Origin of the sequence: Leuconostoc aquikimchii (assembly GCF_040838325.1) — a bacterium.
Classification (GTDB): Bacteria; Bacillota; Bacilli; order Lactobacillales; family Lactobacillaceae; genus Leuconostoc; species Leuconostoc aquikimchii.
Genome location: NZ_JBFPER010000001.1, coordinates 1,949,339 through 1,968,213 on the forward strand (window position 1 = coordinate 1,949,339; position 18,875 = coordinate 1,968,213).

General features: G+C 39.4%; 19 protein-coding genes, 1 tRNA gene and 1 pseudogene. 13 read left to right on the forward strand and 8 right to left on the reverse strand.

All coding sequences use genetic code 11. The features are described 5' to 3' along the window. The first annotated feature begins 129 nt into the window (after positions 1 to 129). The gene (locus tag AB3K24_RS09755; protein WP_367975448.1) at positions 130 to 846 is read left to right on the forward strand and encodes a GntR family transcriptional regulator; all 717 of its coding nucleotides are present in this window, start codon (positions 130 to 132) and stop codon (positions 844 to 846) included. Between the two features lie 243 nt (positions 847 to 1,089). Here AB3K24_RS09755 and AB3K24_RS09760 read toward each other — a convergent pair whose 3' ends face one another. Further along, the gene (locus AB3K24_RS09760; protein ID WP_367975450.1) at positions 1,090 to 1,389 is read right to left on the reverse strand and encodes a kinase; all 300 of its coding nucleotides are present in this window, start codon (positions 1,387 to 1,389) and stop codon (positions 1,090 to 1,092) included. A 97-nt stretch (positions 1,390 to 1,486) separates the two neighbouring features. Between AB3K24_RS09760 and AB3K24_RS09765 the strand changes: the two genes are divergently transcribed. From AB3K24_RS09765 to AB3K24_RS09795, 7 genes are all read left to right on the forward strand, one after another. Continuing rightward, positions 1,487 to 1,876: a GTP-binding protein gene (locus tag AB3K24_RS09765; protein WP_367975452.1), complete on the forward strand. Its 390-nt coding sequence runs from the start codon at positions 1,487 to 1,489 to the stop codon at positions 1,874 to 1,876. Position 1,877: 1 nt separating this feature from the next. Next, positions 1,878 to 2,384, forward strand: coding sequence for a YbhB/YbcL family Raf kinase inhibitor-like protein (locus AB3K24_RS09770; RefSeq protein WP_367975453.1), 507 nt, complete (start codon positions 1,878 to 1,880; stop codon positions 2,382 to 2,384). 243 nt (positions 2,385 to 2,627) lie between these two features. Further along, on the forward strand, positions 2,628 to 3,668 hold the full coding sequence (gene argC, locus AB3K24_RS09775; RefSeq protein WP_367975455.1) for an N-acetyl-gamma-glutamyl-phosphate reductase: 1,041 nt from the start codon (positions 2,628 to 2,630) through the stop codon (positions 3,666 to 3,668). Between the two features lie 30 nt (positions 3,669 to 3,698). Continuing rightward, complete coding sequence (gene argJ / locus AB3K24_RS09780; RefSeq protein ID WP_367975457.1) at positions 3,699 to 4,913, forward strand: bifunctional glutamate N-acetyltransferase/amino-acid acetyltransferase ArgJ; 1,215 nt, start codon at positions 3,699 to 3,701, stop codon at positions 4,911 to 4,913. Between the two features lie 22 nt (positions 4,914 to 4,935). Beyond that, positions 4,936 to 5,673 carry an acetylglutamate kinase gene (gene argB, locus AB3K24_RS09785; RefSeq protein ID WP_367975459.1) on the forward strand — a complete coding sequence of 246 codons (738 nt, stop codon included), beginning with the start codon at positions 4,936 to 4,938 and terminating at the stop codon, positions 5,671 to 5,673. A 23-nt stretch (positions 5,674 to 5,696) separates the two neighbouring features. Further along, entirely contained in the window at positions 5,697 to 6,818 is a 1,122-nt protein-coding gene (locus AB3K24_RS09790) for an aspartate aminotransferase family protein (RefSeq protein WP_367975461.1), read from the forward strand. 56 nt (positions 6,819 to 6,874) lie between these two features. Continuing rightward, a tRNA-Asn gene (locus AB3K24_RS09795) sits at positions 6,875 to 6,946 on the forward strand. Between the two features lie 104 nt (positions 6,947 to 7,050). On the opposite strand, the gene ubiE is transcribed toward AB3K24_RS09795, so the two are convergent. Together ubiE and AB3K24_RS09805 are read right to left on the reverse strand one after the other, a co-directional pair. Then, positions 7,051 to 7,761, reverse strand: coding sequence for a bifunctional demethylmenaquinone methyltransferase/2-methoxy-6-polyprenyl-1,4-benzoquinol methylase UbiE (ubiE, locus tag AB3K24_RS09800; RefSeq protein WP_367975624.1), 711 nt, complete (start codon positions 7,759 to 7,761; stop codon positions 7,051 to 7,053). A gap of 51 nt (positions 7,762 to 7,812) precedes the next feature. Further along, complete coding sequence (locus tag AB3K24_RS09805) at positions 7,813 to 9,252, reverse strand: o-succinylbenzoate--CoA ligase (RefSeq protein ID WP_367975463.1); 1,440 nt, start codon at positions 9,250 to 9,252, stop codon at positions 7,813 to 7,815. 87 nt (positions 9,253 to 9,339) lie between these two features. Here AB3K24_RS09805 and AB3K24_RS09810 point away from each other — a divergent pair, with 87 nt between their 5' ends. The 3 genes and pseudogenes from AB3K24_RS09810 to AB3K24_RS10355 form a co-directional block, all read left to right on the forward strand. Further along, a complete protein-coding gene (locus tag AB3K24_RS09810) occupies positions 9,340 to 9,768 on the forward strand; it encodes a CopY/TcrY family copper transport repressor (RefSeq protein ID WP_367975465.1) in 429 nt (142 codons plus the stop codon). Between the two features lie 2 nt (positions 9,769 to 9,770). Then, the gene (locus AB3K24_RS09815) at positions 9,771 to 11,846 is read left to right on the forward strand and encodes a copper-translocating P-type ATPase (RefSeq protein WP_367975467.1); all 2,076 of its coding nucleotides are present in this window, start codon (positions 9,771 to 9,773) and stop codon (positions 11,844 to 11,846) included. A 146-nt stretch (positions 11,847 to 11,992) separates the two neighbouring features. Then, positions 11,993 to 12,218: pseudogene (locus tag AB3K24_RS10355) on the forward strand (IS6 family transposase); the annotation flags it as partial. 101 nt (positions 12,219 to 12,319) lie between these two features. Here AB3K24_RS10355 and AB3K24_RS09825 read toward each other — a convergent pair. Beyond that, complete coding sequence (locus tag AB3K24_RS09825; RefSeq protein ID WP_367975469.1) at positions 12,320 to 13,180, reverse strand: hypothetical protein; 861 nt, start codon at positions 13,178 to 13,180, stop codon at positions 12,320 to 12,322. Between the two features lie 446 nt (positions 13,181 to 13,626). Between AB3K24_RS09825 and AB3K24_RS09830 the strand changes: the two genes are divergently transcribed. After that, positions 13,627 to 13,806 carry a hypothetical protein gene (locus AB3K24_RS09830; protein ID WP_367975470.1) on the forward strand — a complete coding sequence of 60 codons (180 nt, stop codon included), beginning with the start codon at positions 13,627 to 13,629 and terminating at the stop codon, positions 13,804 to 13,806. A 198-nt stretch (positions 13,807 to 14,004) separates the two neighbouring features. On the opposite strand, the gene AB3K24_RS09835 is transcribed toward AB3K24_RS09830, so the two are convergent. Further along, positions 14,005 to 15,360: a gluconate:H+ symporter gene (locus AB3K24_RS09835; RefSeq protein WP_367975472.1), complete on the reverse strand. Its 1,356-nt coding sequence runs from the start codon at positions 15,358 to 15,360 to the stop codon at positions 14,005 to 14,007. Between the two features lie 231 nt (positions 15,361 to 15,591). Here AB3K24_RS09835 and AB3K24_RS09840 point away from each other — a divergent pair, with 231 nt between their 5' ends. Further along, the gene (locus AB3K24_RS09840) at positions 15,592 to 16,311 is read left to right on the forward strand and encodes an MIP/aquaporin family protein (RefSeq protein WP_367975474.1); all 720 of its coding nucleotides are present in this window, start codon (positions 15,592 to 15,594) and stop codon (positions 16,309 to 16,311) included. A 45-nt stretch (positions 16,312 to 16,356) separates the two neighbouring features. Here the strand turns inward: AB3K24_RS09840 and AB3K24_RS09845 are convergent, their stop codons facing one another. Genes AB3K24_RS09845 through AB3K24_RS09855 form a run of 3 tightly spaced genes read right to left on the reverse strand, consistent with a single transcriptional unit; the run spans position 16,357 to position 18,868 of the window. Continuing rightward, entirely contained in the window at positions 16,357 to 17,277 is a 921-nt protein-coding gene (locus AB3K24_RS09845; RefSeq protein WP_367975476.1) for an RluA family pseudouridine synthase, read from the reverse strand. Positions 17,278 to 17,290: 13 nt separating this feature from the next. Then, positions 17,291 to 17,761 carry a MerR family transcriptional regulator gene (locus AB3K24_RS09850; RefSeq protein ID WP_367975477.1) on the reverse strand — a complete coding sequence of 157 codons (471 nt, stop codon included), beginning with the start codon at positions 17,759 to 17,761 and terminating at the stop codon, positions 17,291 to 17,293. Between the two features lie 45 nt (positions 17,762 to 17,806). After that, positions 17,807 to 18,868 carry a glycosyltransferase gene (locus AB3K24_RS09855; RefSeq protein ID WP_367975479.1) on the reverse strand — a complete coding sequence of 354 codons (1,062 nt, stop codon included), beginning with the start codon at positions 18,866 to 18,868 and terminating at the stop codon, positions 17,807 to 17,809. Positions 18,869 to 18,875 lie beyond the last annotated feature (7 nt).

Below are 18,875 nucleotides of genomic sequence, written 5' to 3' on the forward strand. Positions count from 1 at the left end.
TATCTCTCAATTAAATAATTTGTCAATACATATTATTTAATTGTATTTACATATTTAAAATACGTGTATATAACATAAAAATATGTTAATATTATATTGATTAATTACTTTTAAAAGGACACTTTATCTATGAGCTTATATCAAAAAATAGCAAAACAATTACGACAAAAAATAGAAGATGGCAATTATCAACCTGGAGAAGCATTGCCCAGGCAAGCTGCTCTTGCTAGTGAGTACAATACGTCACGTGTGACTATCCAAAAGGCTTTAGACGTGCTTTTTAACGATAACTTAATTATTAGAAAACAAGGTAGTGGTACTTTTGTATCGCCTACTTATTCTTCTGCGTTAGACATCATTTCTTCACAATATGGTGGTACAACGCAACTTTTTTCTGGAAAAGCCGACGTGTCGACCAAAGTCTTACATTTTGAAATTCGGTTGCCAACAAACGAGGAAAGCAAAAAACTAAACATCTCTACAACAGTCCCTGTTTACGACATTTATCGTTTAAGAATGCTTGATCACGAGCCATATGAACTCACTCAGTCAATTATGCCCTTGTCCGTTATCTCGAACTTAACGAAAGAAATAGCTGAACATTCTATCTTTTCCTTCATTCAAAATGATCTAAAAATGACAATAGGCAGTGCAGTGCGGCATATCAGTGCAGATAAAGCAAGCGCTGACGACATAGCATACCTTGATTGCCTTAAAGAAGATCCCATTCTACAAATTACTCAAACTGTTAGTTTAAAGGATGGACGTATCTTTGAATACGCTCATACACGTCATAGATATGATAAAGGCAGTATTGTTGTTTTCAATAAGGTACCTTTATCATAAAAATGATTAATAATCGCTCTTCTTAGATACGATTATTAGCTCCTTATTAATTATTTTTAGAGATAATACTGTATCAGCGTTTTGATGGTGCGTTAAATTTCATTGCATAAACAACTGTTCGACTATTCAAAATTTTAAATCATTTTGTACAAAAAAACTGCATTAAAAAATGCAGTTTCCTAAACATAATCACAGTATTTCTTACCTTTATGCATTCAACGTTCGTCATCTATAACAAACTAGTCAACGCTCATCCTCATCGATCTGATTAATTTTATCAAAGACACGGAAAAGGTTTTCCATTTCAGTCAACTTATATTTTTTTAAGTTGCGATCATACACGATTTCTGACTGCACTGTTTCACCAACTTGTAAGTCATGTAAAAAGTCACGAATCTCAGAAATGTCACGTTGCACCGTTTTTCGGCCAATAAAAAACATATCTTCGATTTCCTCAATCGATAATGCTCGTCGACTAATCAATGCTGAATAGAGTCGCAGAATGCGTTGTTTATCATTAAATACCGTTTTACGTGCTGACATGATTTTCCCCAGATTTAAATGTTAAATTTATTGTACCAAATAAAACAAATGTTCGGTACAATAAAGTTATAAATATTTTATACGAAAGGTTTGAACTATGTCATTCTTTAACTTATTTAAAAAGAAAACGTCAAATACAAGCAACACTGAACCAGAATCTACGCCAAATGAACCGATTACTTGGGAAAATACAACTGTGACAGATGATTTTTTTACAGGCTACCTTAATGCCATTTCTCAATTAGAAAGTGCTGGGCAAACTGCCGCAGCCGAAACGCTGCGCGCTAATGAACCAACGCTACAAATAGCCTTTATTGATCGTTTTGCAAAACATGTGCAATCTGAAACAGCGACCATTAAAGACGCTGACGAACGCACCACAGCAATTATTACAGCCGTAAATACTATACGTGTGCATAATAAACAAATGAACATAGCAGTTCGGGCACATTTAGCGCAAACAAAGAAAAAGTTGATCGGAGAATAACATGAAAATTAATATCGCTTTAGAAAATGGTTTGATTCCAGATAAATATGCCAAACATGCACCAGTAGCTTACCGTACACACGATACGCCAACAGTGAACTTTCCCGTGATCATTACTGACATCCCCGCAGGCACACAATCTTTATCGGTTAGCCTCATTGATTATGATGCCGTGCCAGTTACTGGGTTTCCTTGGATTCACTGGTTAGCAGCTAATTTGCCTGTCGGTGACATCCCTGAGAATCTTCGTGCGACACAGCAAGGTGTTTCCGGTACTAATTCAACATGGCATCTCGTTAAAACAGCCAATGAACCTGCTGATCCAGCACTTAACCAAGCTTATATTGGCCCTATGCCACCAGATAAGACACATAATTACACCCTTAGCGTGTTTGCATTAGACACAACACTTGATATTGAAGATGGGTTCTTTCTCAATGAACTACGCACCAAAAGTAATGATCATGTCTTAGCCATGTCAATTGCAGAACTCCCTGCCCGTATTTAATTAATATGTATATAAATAAAGCCCCCCTAACCGTTTCACGATTGGGGGCTTTATTTTGCTTTAAAACTGCAAAAAAATTGTGTCCTATCACGTGATTATTGATTAATAAAATTAGGAACAGCAGCCGTTCATTTGCATTTTTATTCATTTTAATGATTATATTCATTCTTGTCCTGCATATTAATTGTATTTAAATACATATAGGTTTATATTTATAACATTAACTAATCAAGGGGGCACAACATGAATAAAAAAATAATCAATGTCGCAATTGTCGGCGTTACTGGTTACGGCGGTCTTGAATTACTGCGACTATTGTATAATCATCCTGCTGTTCATGTTGTGTCGATCCACAACACATCTGATAATACAGAAGATATCAGTACGAGCTACCCACATCTTAAATTTATGTATAAAATCAAACCAACACCGCTTGACCCAGTGCATATTATGCAATCCACTGACTTAGTATTCTTTGCTACTTCTAGCGGTGTATCCAAAGACTTGGTACAGCCGTTCATTGCGGCCAACTTTCCGGTAATTGACTTATCCGGTGACTTCCGACTTACTGCTGATGACTATCAAACTTGGTATAAAAAGACACCTGCCGCACAATATTTATTAGACCAAGCCAATTATAGCCTCGCTGATTTTTACCAAAATGATAGTCACTACATTGCCAATCCTGGTTGCTACGCAACAGCAACATTACTAGCCTTGGCACCACTTGCTCAGCAACAATTATTAGATCAGGATAATATTATTATTGACGCTAAAAGTGGCCTCTCGGGCGCTGGCAAGGCACAAAACTTATCAAGTCATTTTATTAATGTCAACGAAAATTTCAGCATGTACAAACCCAATCAACATCAACATATCCCAGAAATTACACAACAACTTAAAAAATGGCAAGCAACTATTCAACATATCCAATTCACAACATCATTATTACCCATCAACCGTGGTATTTTTGTTAGTGCTTATGTGAAGTTAAACAAACAAGTATCAGCTGATACTTTGCAAGAAATTTTCGAAGACACATACAAAAACAAACCATTTGTACGGGTCATGCCTAAAGAACAACTGCCGGATATTAAACAAGTTGTTGGCACAAATTTTGCAGATATTGGGTTAACTTATAATCCTAATACAAAATATCTCACAATTGTCAGTGTCATTGATAATATGGTCAAAGGCGCAGCTGGCCAAGCAATTCAAAACATGAACCATCTATTTAACTTAGATGAAACGACTGGTTTACAACTGATCGCCCAGTATGCTTAACATAAAACTTTCATGAACAAGGAAAACATTATGACAGAACTACTTCAAAAAATTCATCAACTTAATATTGCTGACATTTCGGCACCGCTGGGATTTCACGCTGATGGTCAACATGTTGGTTTGAAACACAAGTCAAAAGATCTTGGTTGGATTTACAGTGAGACACCTGCTACTGTGGCCGGCGTCTTTACAACAAATCAGGTACAAGCCGCCCCTGTTCAACTCAACAAAGCCACCATTAAAAATGGCGAATTACAAGCTATTATTGTTAATTCCGGTAACGCTAATGCCGTCACTGGCCACATTGGACTCGAACACGCAAAAATCATGCAAGACACGACTGCAAAGGTTTTAAATATTGACGCTAGCTTAGTTGGTGTTGCGTCCACAGGTATTATCGGCCAAATCTTGCCAATTGATACAGTCGTTGCCGGTATTCATCAACTCAACATCGATGGTGACACGAACGGCTTTGCCCACGCTATTATGACAACTGACACGCAGGAAAAATCTATCACTGTCCAAAGTACCATAGATGGGCACCTCGTCACAATGAGTGGTGTCGCCAAAGGTTCTGGCATGATTCATCCCAACATGGCAACTATGCTTGGTTTTGTTACAACAGATGCTAGTATCACATCCGACTTGTTACAGCAGGCTTTGTCTGACGACGTCGAAACCAGCTTCAACCAAATCACAATTGATGGCGACACAAGTACGAATGATATGGTGCTCGTTATGGCAAACGGTCTTGCGGGTAATAAAACGATCACGACTGCTTCTGAAGATTATGATCACTTTAAAGCCATGCTGCATGCTGTGACAACTGCACTCGCCATTGACATTGCTAGTGACGGCGAAGGTGCCACTAAGTTATTGTCCGTTACGGTTAACAATAGTGACTCTGAATTAGGTGCGCGTATGGTTGCCAAGAAGGTTGTTGGTTCATCCCTTGTTAAGACAGCGATGTTTGGTAAAGACCCAAACTGGGGTCGTATCATCGCAGCTATCGGTGCAAGTGATGTTGCCATTAACCCTGATATAATCGACATTGCGCTTAACAACATACCTGTCATGAGTGCCGGCGCGCCTGTTGATTTTAATCAGGACACCATGTCTGAATCCCTGGCACAAAAAAATATTGCTATTACTATTAATTTACACAATGGTGCAGCTCATGGTCAAGCATGGGGATCAGATTTAACTTATGACTACGTTAAAATCAATGCACTCTACACAACATGATCACCATGTAGGAGGACGACACATGACCCAAAAAATAGTCATTAAAATTGGCGGCACTGCTGCCACACAACTCACACCCGCTTTTTTTGAAACAATTAAAAACTGGCAAAAAAAGCATGCCCAAATCGTCATCGTTCATGGTGGTGGTGACCACATTTCCTCTTTGATGGCACAACTTAACGAACCAATTCAAAAAATTAATGGTATTCGTTTCACCACACAAAATGGTATTAATATTACTAAAATGGCTTTACTGGGACAAGTTCAGCCTGCGCTTATTGAAACCTTTCGTCAAAACGCGGTCCCAGCGATTGGCCTAAATGCTGGTAGCAACCAATTATTAACTGGTCATGTTTTAGATCAAGACGTTTATGGTTACGTTGGCGCCATTCATCAAGTCAATACACAGCTTATTCATAATATGTGGCAACAAAATCTTGTCCCTATTATCGCGCCGTTAGCCATCTCAAATGATGGTCAGTGGCTCAACGTTAACGCTGATCATGCAGCTACTGCAATTGCAAAATACCTAAAAGCTGACGAACTTTATTTATTAACTGACGTCTCTGGCGTTAAAGTCAGTGGCAATATTTTACAAGAACTGACACCACAAAAAGCACTTGAACTACAAACGTCAAATATTATCACTGGTGGCATGATTCCCAAAATAAACAGTGCACTTGATGCCGTTCAACGCGGTGTCCACAACGTTCATATCACAAACACAGTAACTCATCCTGGCACAATTGTCACACTATAACATCATTTTTAAGGAGAATAAACATGGCGCTATTTCCAAACTATCATCGTGCCCCCGTCACATTTGTATCAGCAAAAAATGCGACTTGGTTTGACGATGACAAGCAATCATATAGTGACTTATCAAGTGGTATTGGCGTTTATAACGTCGGCGCCAGTAATCCTAAAGTCGTCGCTGCACTAACAGAACAAGCTGAAAAAATGTGGCATGTACCTAATCTATATCTGAATCCTTTACAAGAGCAAGTCGCACAAAAACTTGGCGGTGACCACTATACCGCTTACTTTGCTAATTCTGGTGCTGAATCTAATGAAGCTGCCATTAAGTTAGCACGCTTAGCAACTGGCAAATCAACCATCATCTCATTTTCAAATTCGTTTCATGGCCGTACCTATGCTGCTATGGCCGCCACTGGACAAGATAGCATTCACGCCGGATTGCCAATGTTAACTGGCTTTGAATACGCAACATTTAACGATATTGACAGTGTCAATGCACTCATAACAGATGATATTGCTGCTATTATGCTTGAGTTGATTCAGGGTGAAGGTGGCGTCATTCCTGCCGAACCTGAATTTGTCAAAGCACTTGTCAAACTAGCACACGACAATAACATTCTCATTTTAGTTGACGAAGTTCAAACCGGTATGGGTCGTACAGGCACTAAGTTCGCCTTTGAACACTACAATTTTGAGCCAGATATTTTCACGAGTGCTAAAGGCTTAGCTAACGGTATCCCAGTGGGCGCAATGCTTGCCAAAAATGAATTAGCACCTGCACTGGCATATGGCACACATGGCTCAACATTTGGTGGCAATCCCCTTGTGATGGCGTCAGCTAGTGTGACTCTCGACGTCTTAGCCGACATATTACCCGAATTGCAGACCAAAATAACTGTATTTTGGCAAAAGCTAGCTGAATTCAATCAACTAAATGTCGTAACAGATATTCGCGGTCTGGGTATGATGGCTGGTATAGCGTTAAATATTCCCGTCAATGACGTCGTCGCCGATTTGTTACATGAAAAAATCATTGTGCTATCGGCTGGTGGCAACACCTTACGTTTGTTGCCACCACTGACTATCCCAACAGAACAGTTGTTAGAATCACTTGATAAAATTAAAGTATATCTTTCTGAAAAATAAATATTGACATTTGTTTTCAATCTTGATATACTTTAATAGTTGATTAAACAACTCATTGCTCCATAGTTCAGCGGTAGAATAGCACACTGTTAATGTGATGGTCCCTGGTTCGATCCCAGGTGGAGCAGTCTCAAAAAGGTAACCTCATCAATTGATGAGGTTACCTTTTTTATGTTGGTTTCCAGCAAAAAAGTCGATTAAGCATCCCTTAATCGACTTTTAGACAAATGATCTACTTGATCGCATAATGTACTGCTGCTGCACCTAAATTGAAACGTGAAATGGTTACTTTCTGAAACCTTGTTTTCAACAATACTTGCCCAAGAGTGAGGTAGTCCATAAAGTTTTCAGTCGTTTCATCCAAATATTTATACTCTGTATATTTACCCTTAGCAAATAATTTACCAAATATTGGCATCACTTTACCAAAATAAAGCTGCCAAAATGGCTTCACAAATGAATTGTCCGGTTGTGAGGTTTCCAAAATAACAAGTTGCCCACCCGATTTCAATACACGATACATTTCCTGCAGTCCGCGCACTGGATCAGGCAAATTACGTAATCCAAAACCAATTGTCACAATATCAAAAGTGTTGTCTTCAAATGGTAATGCCATCGCATCCCCTTGAACCAACGTAATTTTATCAGAAAAATCACTGACATCAACTTTTTTTTGCCCAACCGCAAGCATTTCCTCGCTAAAATCAAGCCCTGTAACATGTGTGGTAGCATCACTTTTTTCAGCCAAAGCTATTGCCCAATCAGCTGTACCTGTTGCCAAATCAATAATGCGAGCACCTACAGGAAAGGTCATTTTAGTCATCACTTTTTGACGCCATAATTTATGGGTCCCAAAAGAGATAATATTATTCATTTTGTCATACTCAGGGGCAATTTTATTAAAAAGTGCCTGAACATCCGTATTTTTAGGTGATTGTGTCATAATTTTAGTACGTGAACCCAGTAAAGGCACGCATTTCTCCTGTTATTCATATTATTTCAGTTCTTTTAATTCAGATAACGCAGTCTCAAAACGACGGCGCTGAACCTTGCCACTCGCAGTACGATACCATGTTTTAGCAACGTAAAAATGCTTCGGTACTTTATAATGCGCTAATTTTTCACGCCCATATTGGCGTAACTTGGCCACTGACAAATCTACACCTGATACCACAGCGACAGGGACCGAACCCCACAATTGATCTGGGACACCAACAACAACCATGTCATCTAATCCAGGCATTTTAGCATAGGTGGCTTCAATTTCATCTGGAAAAATATTTTCACCACCAGAGCTAATCATATCGCCTGCACGACCTTGAATATATAAAAAACCATCGTCATCAAAATAACCATAGTCTTCAGTGTTAAACCAACCAAATTGCATATTTTCAGTTAATTTAGCTGGTTGATTGAGATAACCAACCGTCAAGGTCGGTGACTTAATCCAGATACTACCTTGTTGCGCTGATTGACCAGATTGATCCCGTATTGCAACAGAAACTGGAAACAACGGTTTGCCAACTGAACCCAGTTTATCATGAATATCAGCTGCGTCAAGCGCAACTACTTGAGAAGCAGTCTCCGTCATACCGTAAGACTGAATGATTGGCAAACGATGTGCCTGCGCTTGCTGTAGGGTTAGTTTATCTGTTGGTCCACCACCAAGTAACATTGCACGAAATTTATCATTATAATTGACATTTTCTGGTAGCACGGCTAACAATTGTTTCAGCATAACTGGCACAACAGACATTGTCGTAATTGTATCGTGAATTAACAACGTGTTAATTTGGGCTGCATCAAATTTTTCCACAAGCACGACGCGCATACCATATATCAAACTACGCATTAGAATTGAAAAACCACTGATATGAAAAATAGGTACGACTGTCAACCATGAATCATCCGCAGTTAGACCAAGATTTAAAGCACTCCCTACTGCTGACATAAAATGATTTTGATAAGTTTGCATCACACCTTTGGGACGATTTGTCGTGCCTGAAGTATACATCACACTTGTTACAAAATCTTCTGGATACTCAGCGATCGGTAACACTGGTTGACCTTCTGGCAACTCAGAAAATTTGATTTGCTGTGCGACCGCAAGCCGACTATCATAATGATCATCCGTCAACACTAACGTTACTGATGCATCCGCCAATTGATAATTTATTTCAGCAACAGCTAGGCGACGATTAATCAATACAATTGTTTTACCGAGTTGCTGTAATGCCATAATGACAAGGTAACCCTGTATATTATTCGTCATAATCAGTGCGACACGATCATTTTTATCGTGCAACGCAACAATTTTTCCAGCAATATTTGTTGCTGCACTTGCCACTTGACTAAATGTCATGTTTTTTTTGCCGTCAGTGACAGCCACGCGCGTTGGCGTCAATCGCGCACGCTTTATCAACCAATTTTCCATGTCAAAACCTCTTAATAACTATATTACCATATCATTTACATCAAAATACTGCTTGCTTTTATAAGTCTACAAATGTAAACTAAAGGTATGATAAAAGATAAACAAAATATGACAACAAGTGAATGGGAAATCATGCGTGTTATTTGGACGCTAGGAGAAGCGACTAGTCGACAAATTATACGTATCATGGCACGCAAAAAAGACTGGTCGCCATCAACCATTAAAACATTACTTACGCGATTACAAAATAAAGGCTATTTGACTGATAACGGTGCTATTCGAGATCGGTTATATATCCCAACAATTGCTGAACACGATGCCATGACCAGCACCTTACATCAGACAGTTAATTCGATGTGCGCCATGTGTGTCGGCACAGCTATGGCTGACGTGCTTTCAACGATAACTTTATCACAACATGATATTTTACATTTACAGGACATTTTAACGCAAAAACTTGTGACTGCACCTGAAAATGTGGCATGTGATTGCATGCCTAATAACTGGGAGGATTAACAATGAAAATGAATGAACACAACCACCATGACATGCCCCTAAAGACAGAAACGACACCAACTCATCCGCACCACATGAATGATATGTCTATGTCTGAAACTATAAATGATATGTCACAGCATCATATGCATATGGCTGATGACCCCGGTATGGCTAACATGGATATGCTAGACATGAAACGTCGTTTTTGGTGGTCGTTTGGTTTAATGATTCCTATTATTGTCATCACACCTTTCATGGGTATGTCTTTGCCGTTTACACTGACTTTCCCCGGCAGCAATTGGGCAACAGCTATACTCTCATTTGCACTTTATATGATTGGATCAAAGCCATTTTTCGAGGGTGCTAAAAGTGAAATTAAAGCTCGAAAACCAGCCATGATGAGCCTCGTTAGTATGGGATTATTGGTTACATTTTGGTATTCCATCTACGCTTTATTAGTCAATCAATTTCTTCACAGCGCGCATATCATGGATTTTTTCTGGGAATTTGCCACATTAACAGTCATTATGCTACTCGGCCATCGTATTGAAATGACGGCAACAATGAAGGCCGGCGATGCCACTGATAAATTACGTGCATTACTGCCAAATATTGCCCATGTTAAGCACGATGACATGATCATGGATATGCCAATTGCTACGTTGAAGCCCGATATGATTATTCAAGTATTAGCAGGAGAATCTTTCCCGTCAGATGGTGTCGTGGTTACAGGTCACAGTCAAGTTGATGAATCACTCATGACCGGTGAAAGTCGGCTCATTGACAAATCTGAAAATAGTCCTGTCGTTGGCGGCACGATTAACGGCAATGGATCGTTAGATGTGCGCTTAACTCAAGTCGGCGTCAACTCTTTTGTCGGTCAACTTCAAACAGCTTTATCAACATCTCAAGATCAAAAATCACGTGCCGAAACACGCGCTGATCGCGTAGCGAGTTATCTCTTTTGGGTCGCGCTACTATTTTCCCTTGGTGCTTTCATTGTTTGGACCAATTTACGCGGATTTAGTGCAGCAACTAATATCGCAGTCACCGTTCTCGTCATTGCCTGCCCACATGCGCTCGGTTTAGCAATTCCTTTGGTTATTCAAAGAACAAAATCAGTGGCAGCATCGCAAGGTATTTTGATTAAAAACCGTAAAGCCTTGTCAGCAGCCAACCGGTTGCAATATGCTTTAATGGACAAAACTGGAACGTTAACAACTGGACAATTTAGCGTCAATCGCATTGTCACTCATGACTTAGACAAAACACAAGCTGTTGCTATTATGTCAGCCCTAGATTCACAATCAACTCATCCACTTGCTAAATCAATCACAGCTTACAGACGTCAAATTAAGGCGCCACAGTTACAAGCTGAAAATGTCACCAATATTGCCGGCTATGGCGTCTCTGGCATGGTCAACGATGATCACTATTTATTAGTATCTGAACGCTTTTTATCTGAGCACAATATATCTTTCACGCCATTAGATGATGAGGGTTCAATTTCATATTTATTAAAACATGATCAAGTTATTGCGGCCATCTCACAAGGTGACACGGTTAGAGACACAGCATCTGAATTTGTAAAAAATCTTGTACAGCAGGGTATAACACCTGTTCTCGTCACCGGTGATAATATAAAAACTGCACACGATGTTGCTGCACAATTAGGTATTACCGATATTCACGCACAAGTTTCGCCGCAAGAGAAAATTACCTTAGTCACCAAATATCAGCAGATGGGTAACGTTATGATGATTGGTGATGGTATCAATGATGCGCCAGCACTTGCACAAGCAAACTTGTCGATAGCTATTGGTGCAGGTACGCAAGTCGCACAAGCGGCAGCTGATGCTGTATTGATCGCTAATCAATTACCAAAAATTATTGATTTTCTACAACTTATTAAACACGCCAACAGAAAACAAATTCAAAATTTATGGTGGGGTGCAGGTTATAATATTATTGCTATTCCTTTAGCTGCTGGTGTGTTAGCGTCTGTTGGCTTAATGCTCAACCCAATGATTGGCGCCATTGTCATGTCGCTATCAACTGTCATTGTTGCGCTTAACGCGTTGACGATAAAGCGTTAATGTATAAAGGTTCTGGTGCAAAAATTTCAGACATGCCCCAAATTGAGTATAATAAATTAAAAACTCGTTGGACTCATCATGAAAAATCAGTTTAAAGACCGTCATTTTAAAAAAACATCATTATAGTTGCCGTTCGGTTCATCATTATAGCCCACTTAATTCATCAGGGGCAGTTGAAGCTAAAATCACATCAACAATCGAAATACTGTCACAATTTGATAGAACAAGACCATCGAACGTGCCCGCTCAGCAAGCTATCAGAGTATACGGACAGCGATTAACACTATCAGTGGACTTGAAGTTGTGCATGCTTTATACAAAAGAAACCGACAAGAGTTTAATCTCATCGGTTTCTTTTTCGTGAATGAAATCACGCCCCTGATGGGTAGCATAAGACGCAACAGAATGTCAAGACTTGGATTAGGCGTGTCATTAAATTTCTATTTTCACCACTACCCTTTTTTGGTTGGTGTTTATCTCGACACGATCTCGTCATAAAACGGCGCATGATTGGCCATCGTTGACGACCAGACACCAGCTGTTATGTGGACGTTGCCGTTGCCTGAAGGCTCAACGGTCGCATAAGTAGCAATGTCAGGCGTGCCATTAGTTCCCTTTTTAACATCCGTCTTTAGTAACCAAACATTATCATTTTTCATCTCGGATTTGAAGGGCGTCGTGTTGGCGCCCTTAGACCCTGTGACGTATTTATTCGCTAATGCGACCGCCTCGTCGTCAGTCAAATCACTTTTATTTTCGCTTTTATTATCATTCAATGATTTTGTAAAATCTTCTGTTAACTTTTTATCCGCGTCACGATATGGTGCGTATAGGTTTTCAGGAATCCTGAAACTGTAGCCCGAACCTGTTTTTGAACCGTCTTCAACTGAAATTAAACATAAATTATCAGTGTAGTGTGACATTGTCACAAGAAAGACGGCGTTATCTTTTTGACTGCGGATTTTCCAAGCGTCGCCCGATTCCTCAATTGAGATTAAATGATAGTTATTGAAATTTGGAATTGAGGCAACAATGTCTAAGGCTGTTTGCTTGTCTATTATTTTTGTTATCGGCGTCAATTTAGCAAGAACGCCACCCATACCGTTGGCGGTAGCGATTTGATAATTTGCCCCACTGGCTGTGACTGTGTCACTTTCTGAACTAGAACTAGAGCTCATAACACTCGAATTTGACGTTGACGTGTAAGACTTGGCTGTTGATGATGATTTTGCAACCACATTTGCGTTCTGGCTGCTGTGTCCACTGTAAATTAGTCCGCCACCCGCGACTACGATTACACTTGTAACCGTCAATATGATATATTTCAATTTCATTCTTTCTTCCTTTTTTCTGAAAAAAAAGAGCCAACGCTCCAACACGTTTGCCCTTTTTGCTGAGAGATGACTTTCAGCACTCTTATTCTGTACATATTATATCATTTTCTTGTTGACAAAGTAAAGCATGATATACTAGAAAGGCTGTTGCACTCCAACAATAAGTAACGGCAAGGAGGTGGCGAGTATGTCACTCTTATTCGATGAACTGACGACAATCAGCAACGCATTATTTGTTGCGGTCGCGATGTTCGCAATTAAGCGATATTTCGATGACCGAGACGGCCGTTGATCACGAAGGCACACTTCATTGTGTGCCTTTTTGACGGTTCTGGTGCAAAGATTTCAGACACGCCCAAAATTGGGTATAATAAATTAAAAACGAGTTGGACTCATCATGAAAAATTAGTTTAAAGGCCGTCAATTTCAAAAAGACATCATTCTACTTGCCATTGGCTACTATCTACGTTTCTAATGATGCATCTATCAGAGATGGCTTGTTAGATATTCCTTCAAATGACATCGCGCTTTTGACTGGTCACAAACCTAAAACAGCCAAAGATATTGTTCAAGAATCTAGTTATGTTTGGGAAAATCACATCACTAATTGGTCTGATTTACGTTAAAAGTATGTCAAATTATTAGATATAACTGAACACTTGTAAAAAAATCTACAGATATTTTAATGGTAATTGTCTAAAACAACCATAAAATATTATCTGCAGATTTTTTTATCATCTCTTTTAAACCCAATACTATTAGACCAGATTAATACTAGATCAACAGACAAATGTATTACAAACGGCAGAACAAACGTATACTTCTTAAACCACCAAACTCAAAAGTAACACGATAACTAAGCCAACTACAGAAATAATCGTCTCCAAAACTGTCCAAATCAGCAACGTTTGCTTGACATTTAAATCAAAATATTCTTTAAACATCCAAAATCCTGCATCATTGACATGCGACGCAGCCAATGAACCGGCACCTATAACTAGTACCATTAGTGCTGGATTAACATTAGAAGCAACCATCAACGGCTGAACTAAACCAGCTGCAGTCAATGCGGCAACAGTCGCTGATCCTAATGCAATACGTAGTACCACCGTAATAATCCAGGCCAGTAATAAGGGTGAAATGGCTGAATGAATAAACAAATTAGAAATCTGATTAGATATACCACCATCAATTAAAATTTGCTTGAAAGCTGCACCACCACCAATAATAAGCAACAGCATTGCAATGGATTTAACTGCTTCCTCGACCGTTACCATCATGTCAGTTGTTTGACGTCCTTGATGCCAACCCATCGCCCACAAAGCAAAAACCAATGAAATAATCATGGCAGCAACAGGATTTCCTATCATAGTAATAAAGGCAGCAAAACCAGTTGGTTTTGTGAAAGGCTGCCCATCATTTAATACAATTGTATAAATTGTTGTCACACCCATCATCAAAACTGGAAATAACGACGTCAAGACTGATAAACCAAAACTAGGCGTCTCTTCTAAAACAAACTTCTTTTGTTCACCAAATGCCGTTAATTCATGTTTGATCACAAAAGCATCTGGGGCAAATTTTTGTGCAAGTTTAGTAAAAAGCGGACCGGCAATAATAGCTGCAGGAATTGCTACAATCAGACCGTAAACTAAAACTGTCCCTGGATTAGCGCCTAATGCGCCTGAAATTGCCGTTGGTGCTGGATGTGGTGGCAAAAATCCATGTGTCACTGACAGCGCAGCGGCCATTGGAATGCCTAAATAAAGTAGTGGTACAGAAGCTTCCAAGGCAATGGCAAACACAATCGGAATTAACAAGACCATCCCCACTTCAAAGAATAGCGCAATACCAATAATAAATGCGGCCACCATAATGGCCAACTGTACACGTTTCTTACCAAATCGTTCAATTAACGTATGCGCAATGCGATATGCACCGCCGGCGTCAGCAACTAAACGCCCTAACACCGCACCAAATCCGAAAACAATCGCTAATTCGCCCAAAGACGAACCAATCCCATTTTGAATAGATATCGGGATTTGCTCAAGTTTCATACCTAAACCAATCCCAACGAGTGACGCTGTTAAAATCAATGCAATGAATGTATTGATTTTAAATTTAATAATCAGTAACAATAGAAAAATAATTCCTACCGTGAGTACTACAAAAGACATCATATGACTAACTCCCATCAGATACATATTTCGCAAAAATAATGTAACCGCTTTCTTTTTAATATTTTATCATCTTCAATCATAAAAGACCACAAAATTTCCTCAAGCTTAGTAATTCATACACTTATCGCCTGACTATAACTTAATTTTCTGCTATGATTTAACAGTTACTTAATCTAAAAGTGTATAATAATATGTATTGGTAATTTTACATAAACTAAGGAGAACATACACATGCGTAAGTATATCGCAGAATTCCTCGGCACTTTCATCTTAGTGTTCGTCGGAACTGGTAGCGTTGTTTATTCAGCTGCTACAACCCCATCACCATTGACAATCGCTTTGGCCTTTGGTTTGGCCCTTGCCGTTTCAATCTATGCTTTTGGTCATATTTCAGGGGGACACTTTAACCCAGCTGTCTCATTGTCAATGGCACTTCAAAAGCGATTAACATGGATTGAATTCATTGGTTATGTCATTGCTCAGTTAATTGGCGCTATTGTAGCTTCAGCTGCCGTTTACGGTGGTGTTGCTGCTTACCTAAAATCACCAACAGTGGCACAAGCATTGTCAGGTCAAAAAATGTCAGTTTCACAATTTGTGAACCTTGCAGGCTTAGGTCAAACAAACTTTGCTGACGGTCAAACATTAGCAGCATTCTTGTTTGAATTAGTTTTGACATTCCTATTCATCTTAGTTATTTCAATTGTTACTAAGTTAGCTAACGTACCAGCACCCATCATTATTGGACTATGGTTGTCAGCTTTGATCATTGTTGCATTGCCAATCACCGGTGGTGCATTTAACCCTGCCCGTGCATTAGCACCAGCTATCTTTGTTCAAGGTAAGGCACTAGGTCACGTTTGGGTATATATTCTCGCCAACTTACTTGGTGGTGTATTAGCAGCATACGCAGCAAACTTCTTCAATAAAAACGATAAAGAAGCAGCTTAATTTAATACAATAAAAAATCATCTCATAAATTATGAGATGATTTTTTTATTGCATTGAAAGTTGTCTTGGAAAATCTGCTGGCATTGCTGTACTAATTATTTTTGTATCACCACCAAATGGTATTGTTAATTCAATCGATGTCGCATGTAACATCATGCGTACGGTTCCTACTGTATTGCCATACAACGAATCACCAATGATTGGATGGCCAATAGCTGCAAGGTGCACACGAATTTGATGCATGCGGCCTGTTTCTAGTTGTAAACGTAGTAGTGTCTTTTGAAATACGCTATGAATCCGCGTCCAGTGCGTTATTGCAGTTTGGGCATCAATGCCATTAACTGCACGTTTCCGACTATCATCTGAATCCACACCAATGGGCCTATTAATGGTACCAAAACTACCTGTTATTTTGCCATCAACCCACGCCAAATAAGTACGCTTAATTTGTTTATCAGCTAACATGCGGTTTAATATTGGCACAACAACTGGATTCTTAGCGATGATGACAGCACCTGAGGTCTCCCGATCAATGCGATGAACCATATATGGCCTTGCCATAACTCCAGCACTAACGAGCTGTCGCCGACTAAAATCAGCAGCCAGATAATTTAGCAATGTATCATCTTCCGTTAACGTATGTGGGTGCATTTTCATACCCGCTGGTTTATTTGCTATGACAAAATCATCTGTTTCAAATACAATGGCCACACTTTGCGCATTATTTGGCTTGTAATGTGATTCACTGGTTCGAAAATCGTCCGCATCAAACCGTAAATTTAATACATCGTTGACTTGCAATTCATAGCTCGTAGGCACTTTATGACCATTGACCAGATAGTTCTTCTTAATGCGTAACGCCCCACGGATACGTTGTGGCAGCAACCATAGTTCAAATGTTTGTTTAATTGTTTGCCCCGCATTTTTGTTCGTTATTTTAAATTGATATGTCCAATTCGTTGCCATACTTCTGTGCGCCTTAACTGACATGATTGCCATCAGCCGCGCTCACAAGTTTATATTTTATTTTACCCTCTTCAATAGAAACATAAAGTAATTGTGTTTCCTCTTCATCAAAAAAGCCAAGATTAATAACAAATTTATCTTCATATTTTTCGACACCTTGAAATGCCTTTTTCATGAAATGTTGCATAACTGCCACAGTTTCAAGTTGCTCATCAGCCGCCATGACAGCACCATGTAATGACGCGCCATTATCAAGATGTTGTTTGATCATGGATACTTTGATATAAGCTCGGAAACCATACAAGCGAGTTTCTTGACCATCATCTCGTGCATTAGCTGAGACATAACCTTGCTTTTCCCAATAACGTAATTGCCGCGCGGAAACAGATGTCATACGTGCTAACTCACCAATTCGAAATTGTAAGTTTTCAAGCGATGCTTTTTTAAAGTTTTTTAAATGTGGGGGAATTGATTCTGAACTCATACGTATACGCCTCTAAGAGTTATTATATTCTCGCTAGTTTAGTTGTCAAATTTTTTGGTTAAATATTGTTTCCCATTGTGCTAATATAGGTGTGATTTTAAAATCTTCCACACGCAACAGACTCTTTTCCGAATACGCACGACGCGCTTTTTCGTCGAGAAGAATGGGTTCAATCGCTGCATATAATGCATCAACATCAGCCGTCGGCGTCAAAATACCATACTCGCCTTCATGCAATACCTCAGCTGATCCTGTATTTCTCATGGCAGCAATTGGTAAACCAAAGCTCATTGCTTCAGCTAAAACCAATGGTAAGCCTTCCCAGCGTGATGTTTGCACAAATAAACTCGCATTTTGATAGTGGGCGCGTAAATCGTCATCTTTTAAAGCACCACGGTAAATAATTTTATCTGTCGCTTGATAGGTTAACACGAGTTGCTTAAATACAGCCATGTCCTCATCCGATCCACTGCCAGCAATAGCCAGTTGCCAATCGTCTGGTAACTTTGAGGCCAATTGCACGGCAAAATCTATTCCTTTGTGTTGAATAGCAATTCGAGCTGTAAAAGCAATTGTATGCGTTGCTAAATTAGCAGGCCCGTTCGGTGTGATAGTCAATGGATTCCATATTTTAACCGTTGTATTATAAGCTGAAAAGCCGATCAAATCAGACTCCGTTAAAGCAATGATCACATCTAAAGCGCGCAAACCAGCATCAAACTCTTCACGCATTGCTGCATAATATTGTGTTTGATACGTGTCCACATTATTATGCATCCATCCAATTAATTGGGTATTTGGCAAATTCAAACATGCCGCAAAACTTGATAGCAATCCACCAGCTAAAATCACAACGTCAAAATCCCTTGCAACAACCTCAAATGCCTTAATTTGTGTCGCAAAACGTTGAAAAGGCTGCGCATCGTTGTCTAATTCCCGCGGCGTCTTCCCAACAACTAATGGCGCCTTGAGGTCATAAAAAGGTTCAGTATCTGAAAAACTGTAATAAGTCACATGATGCGCATTGCTTAACGCATTGCCAACTACTGTTGTGGCTCGTTTCATGCCACCTAAACCAATATTTTCTAACGCAATCAAAATTTTCATGTTACAC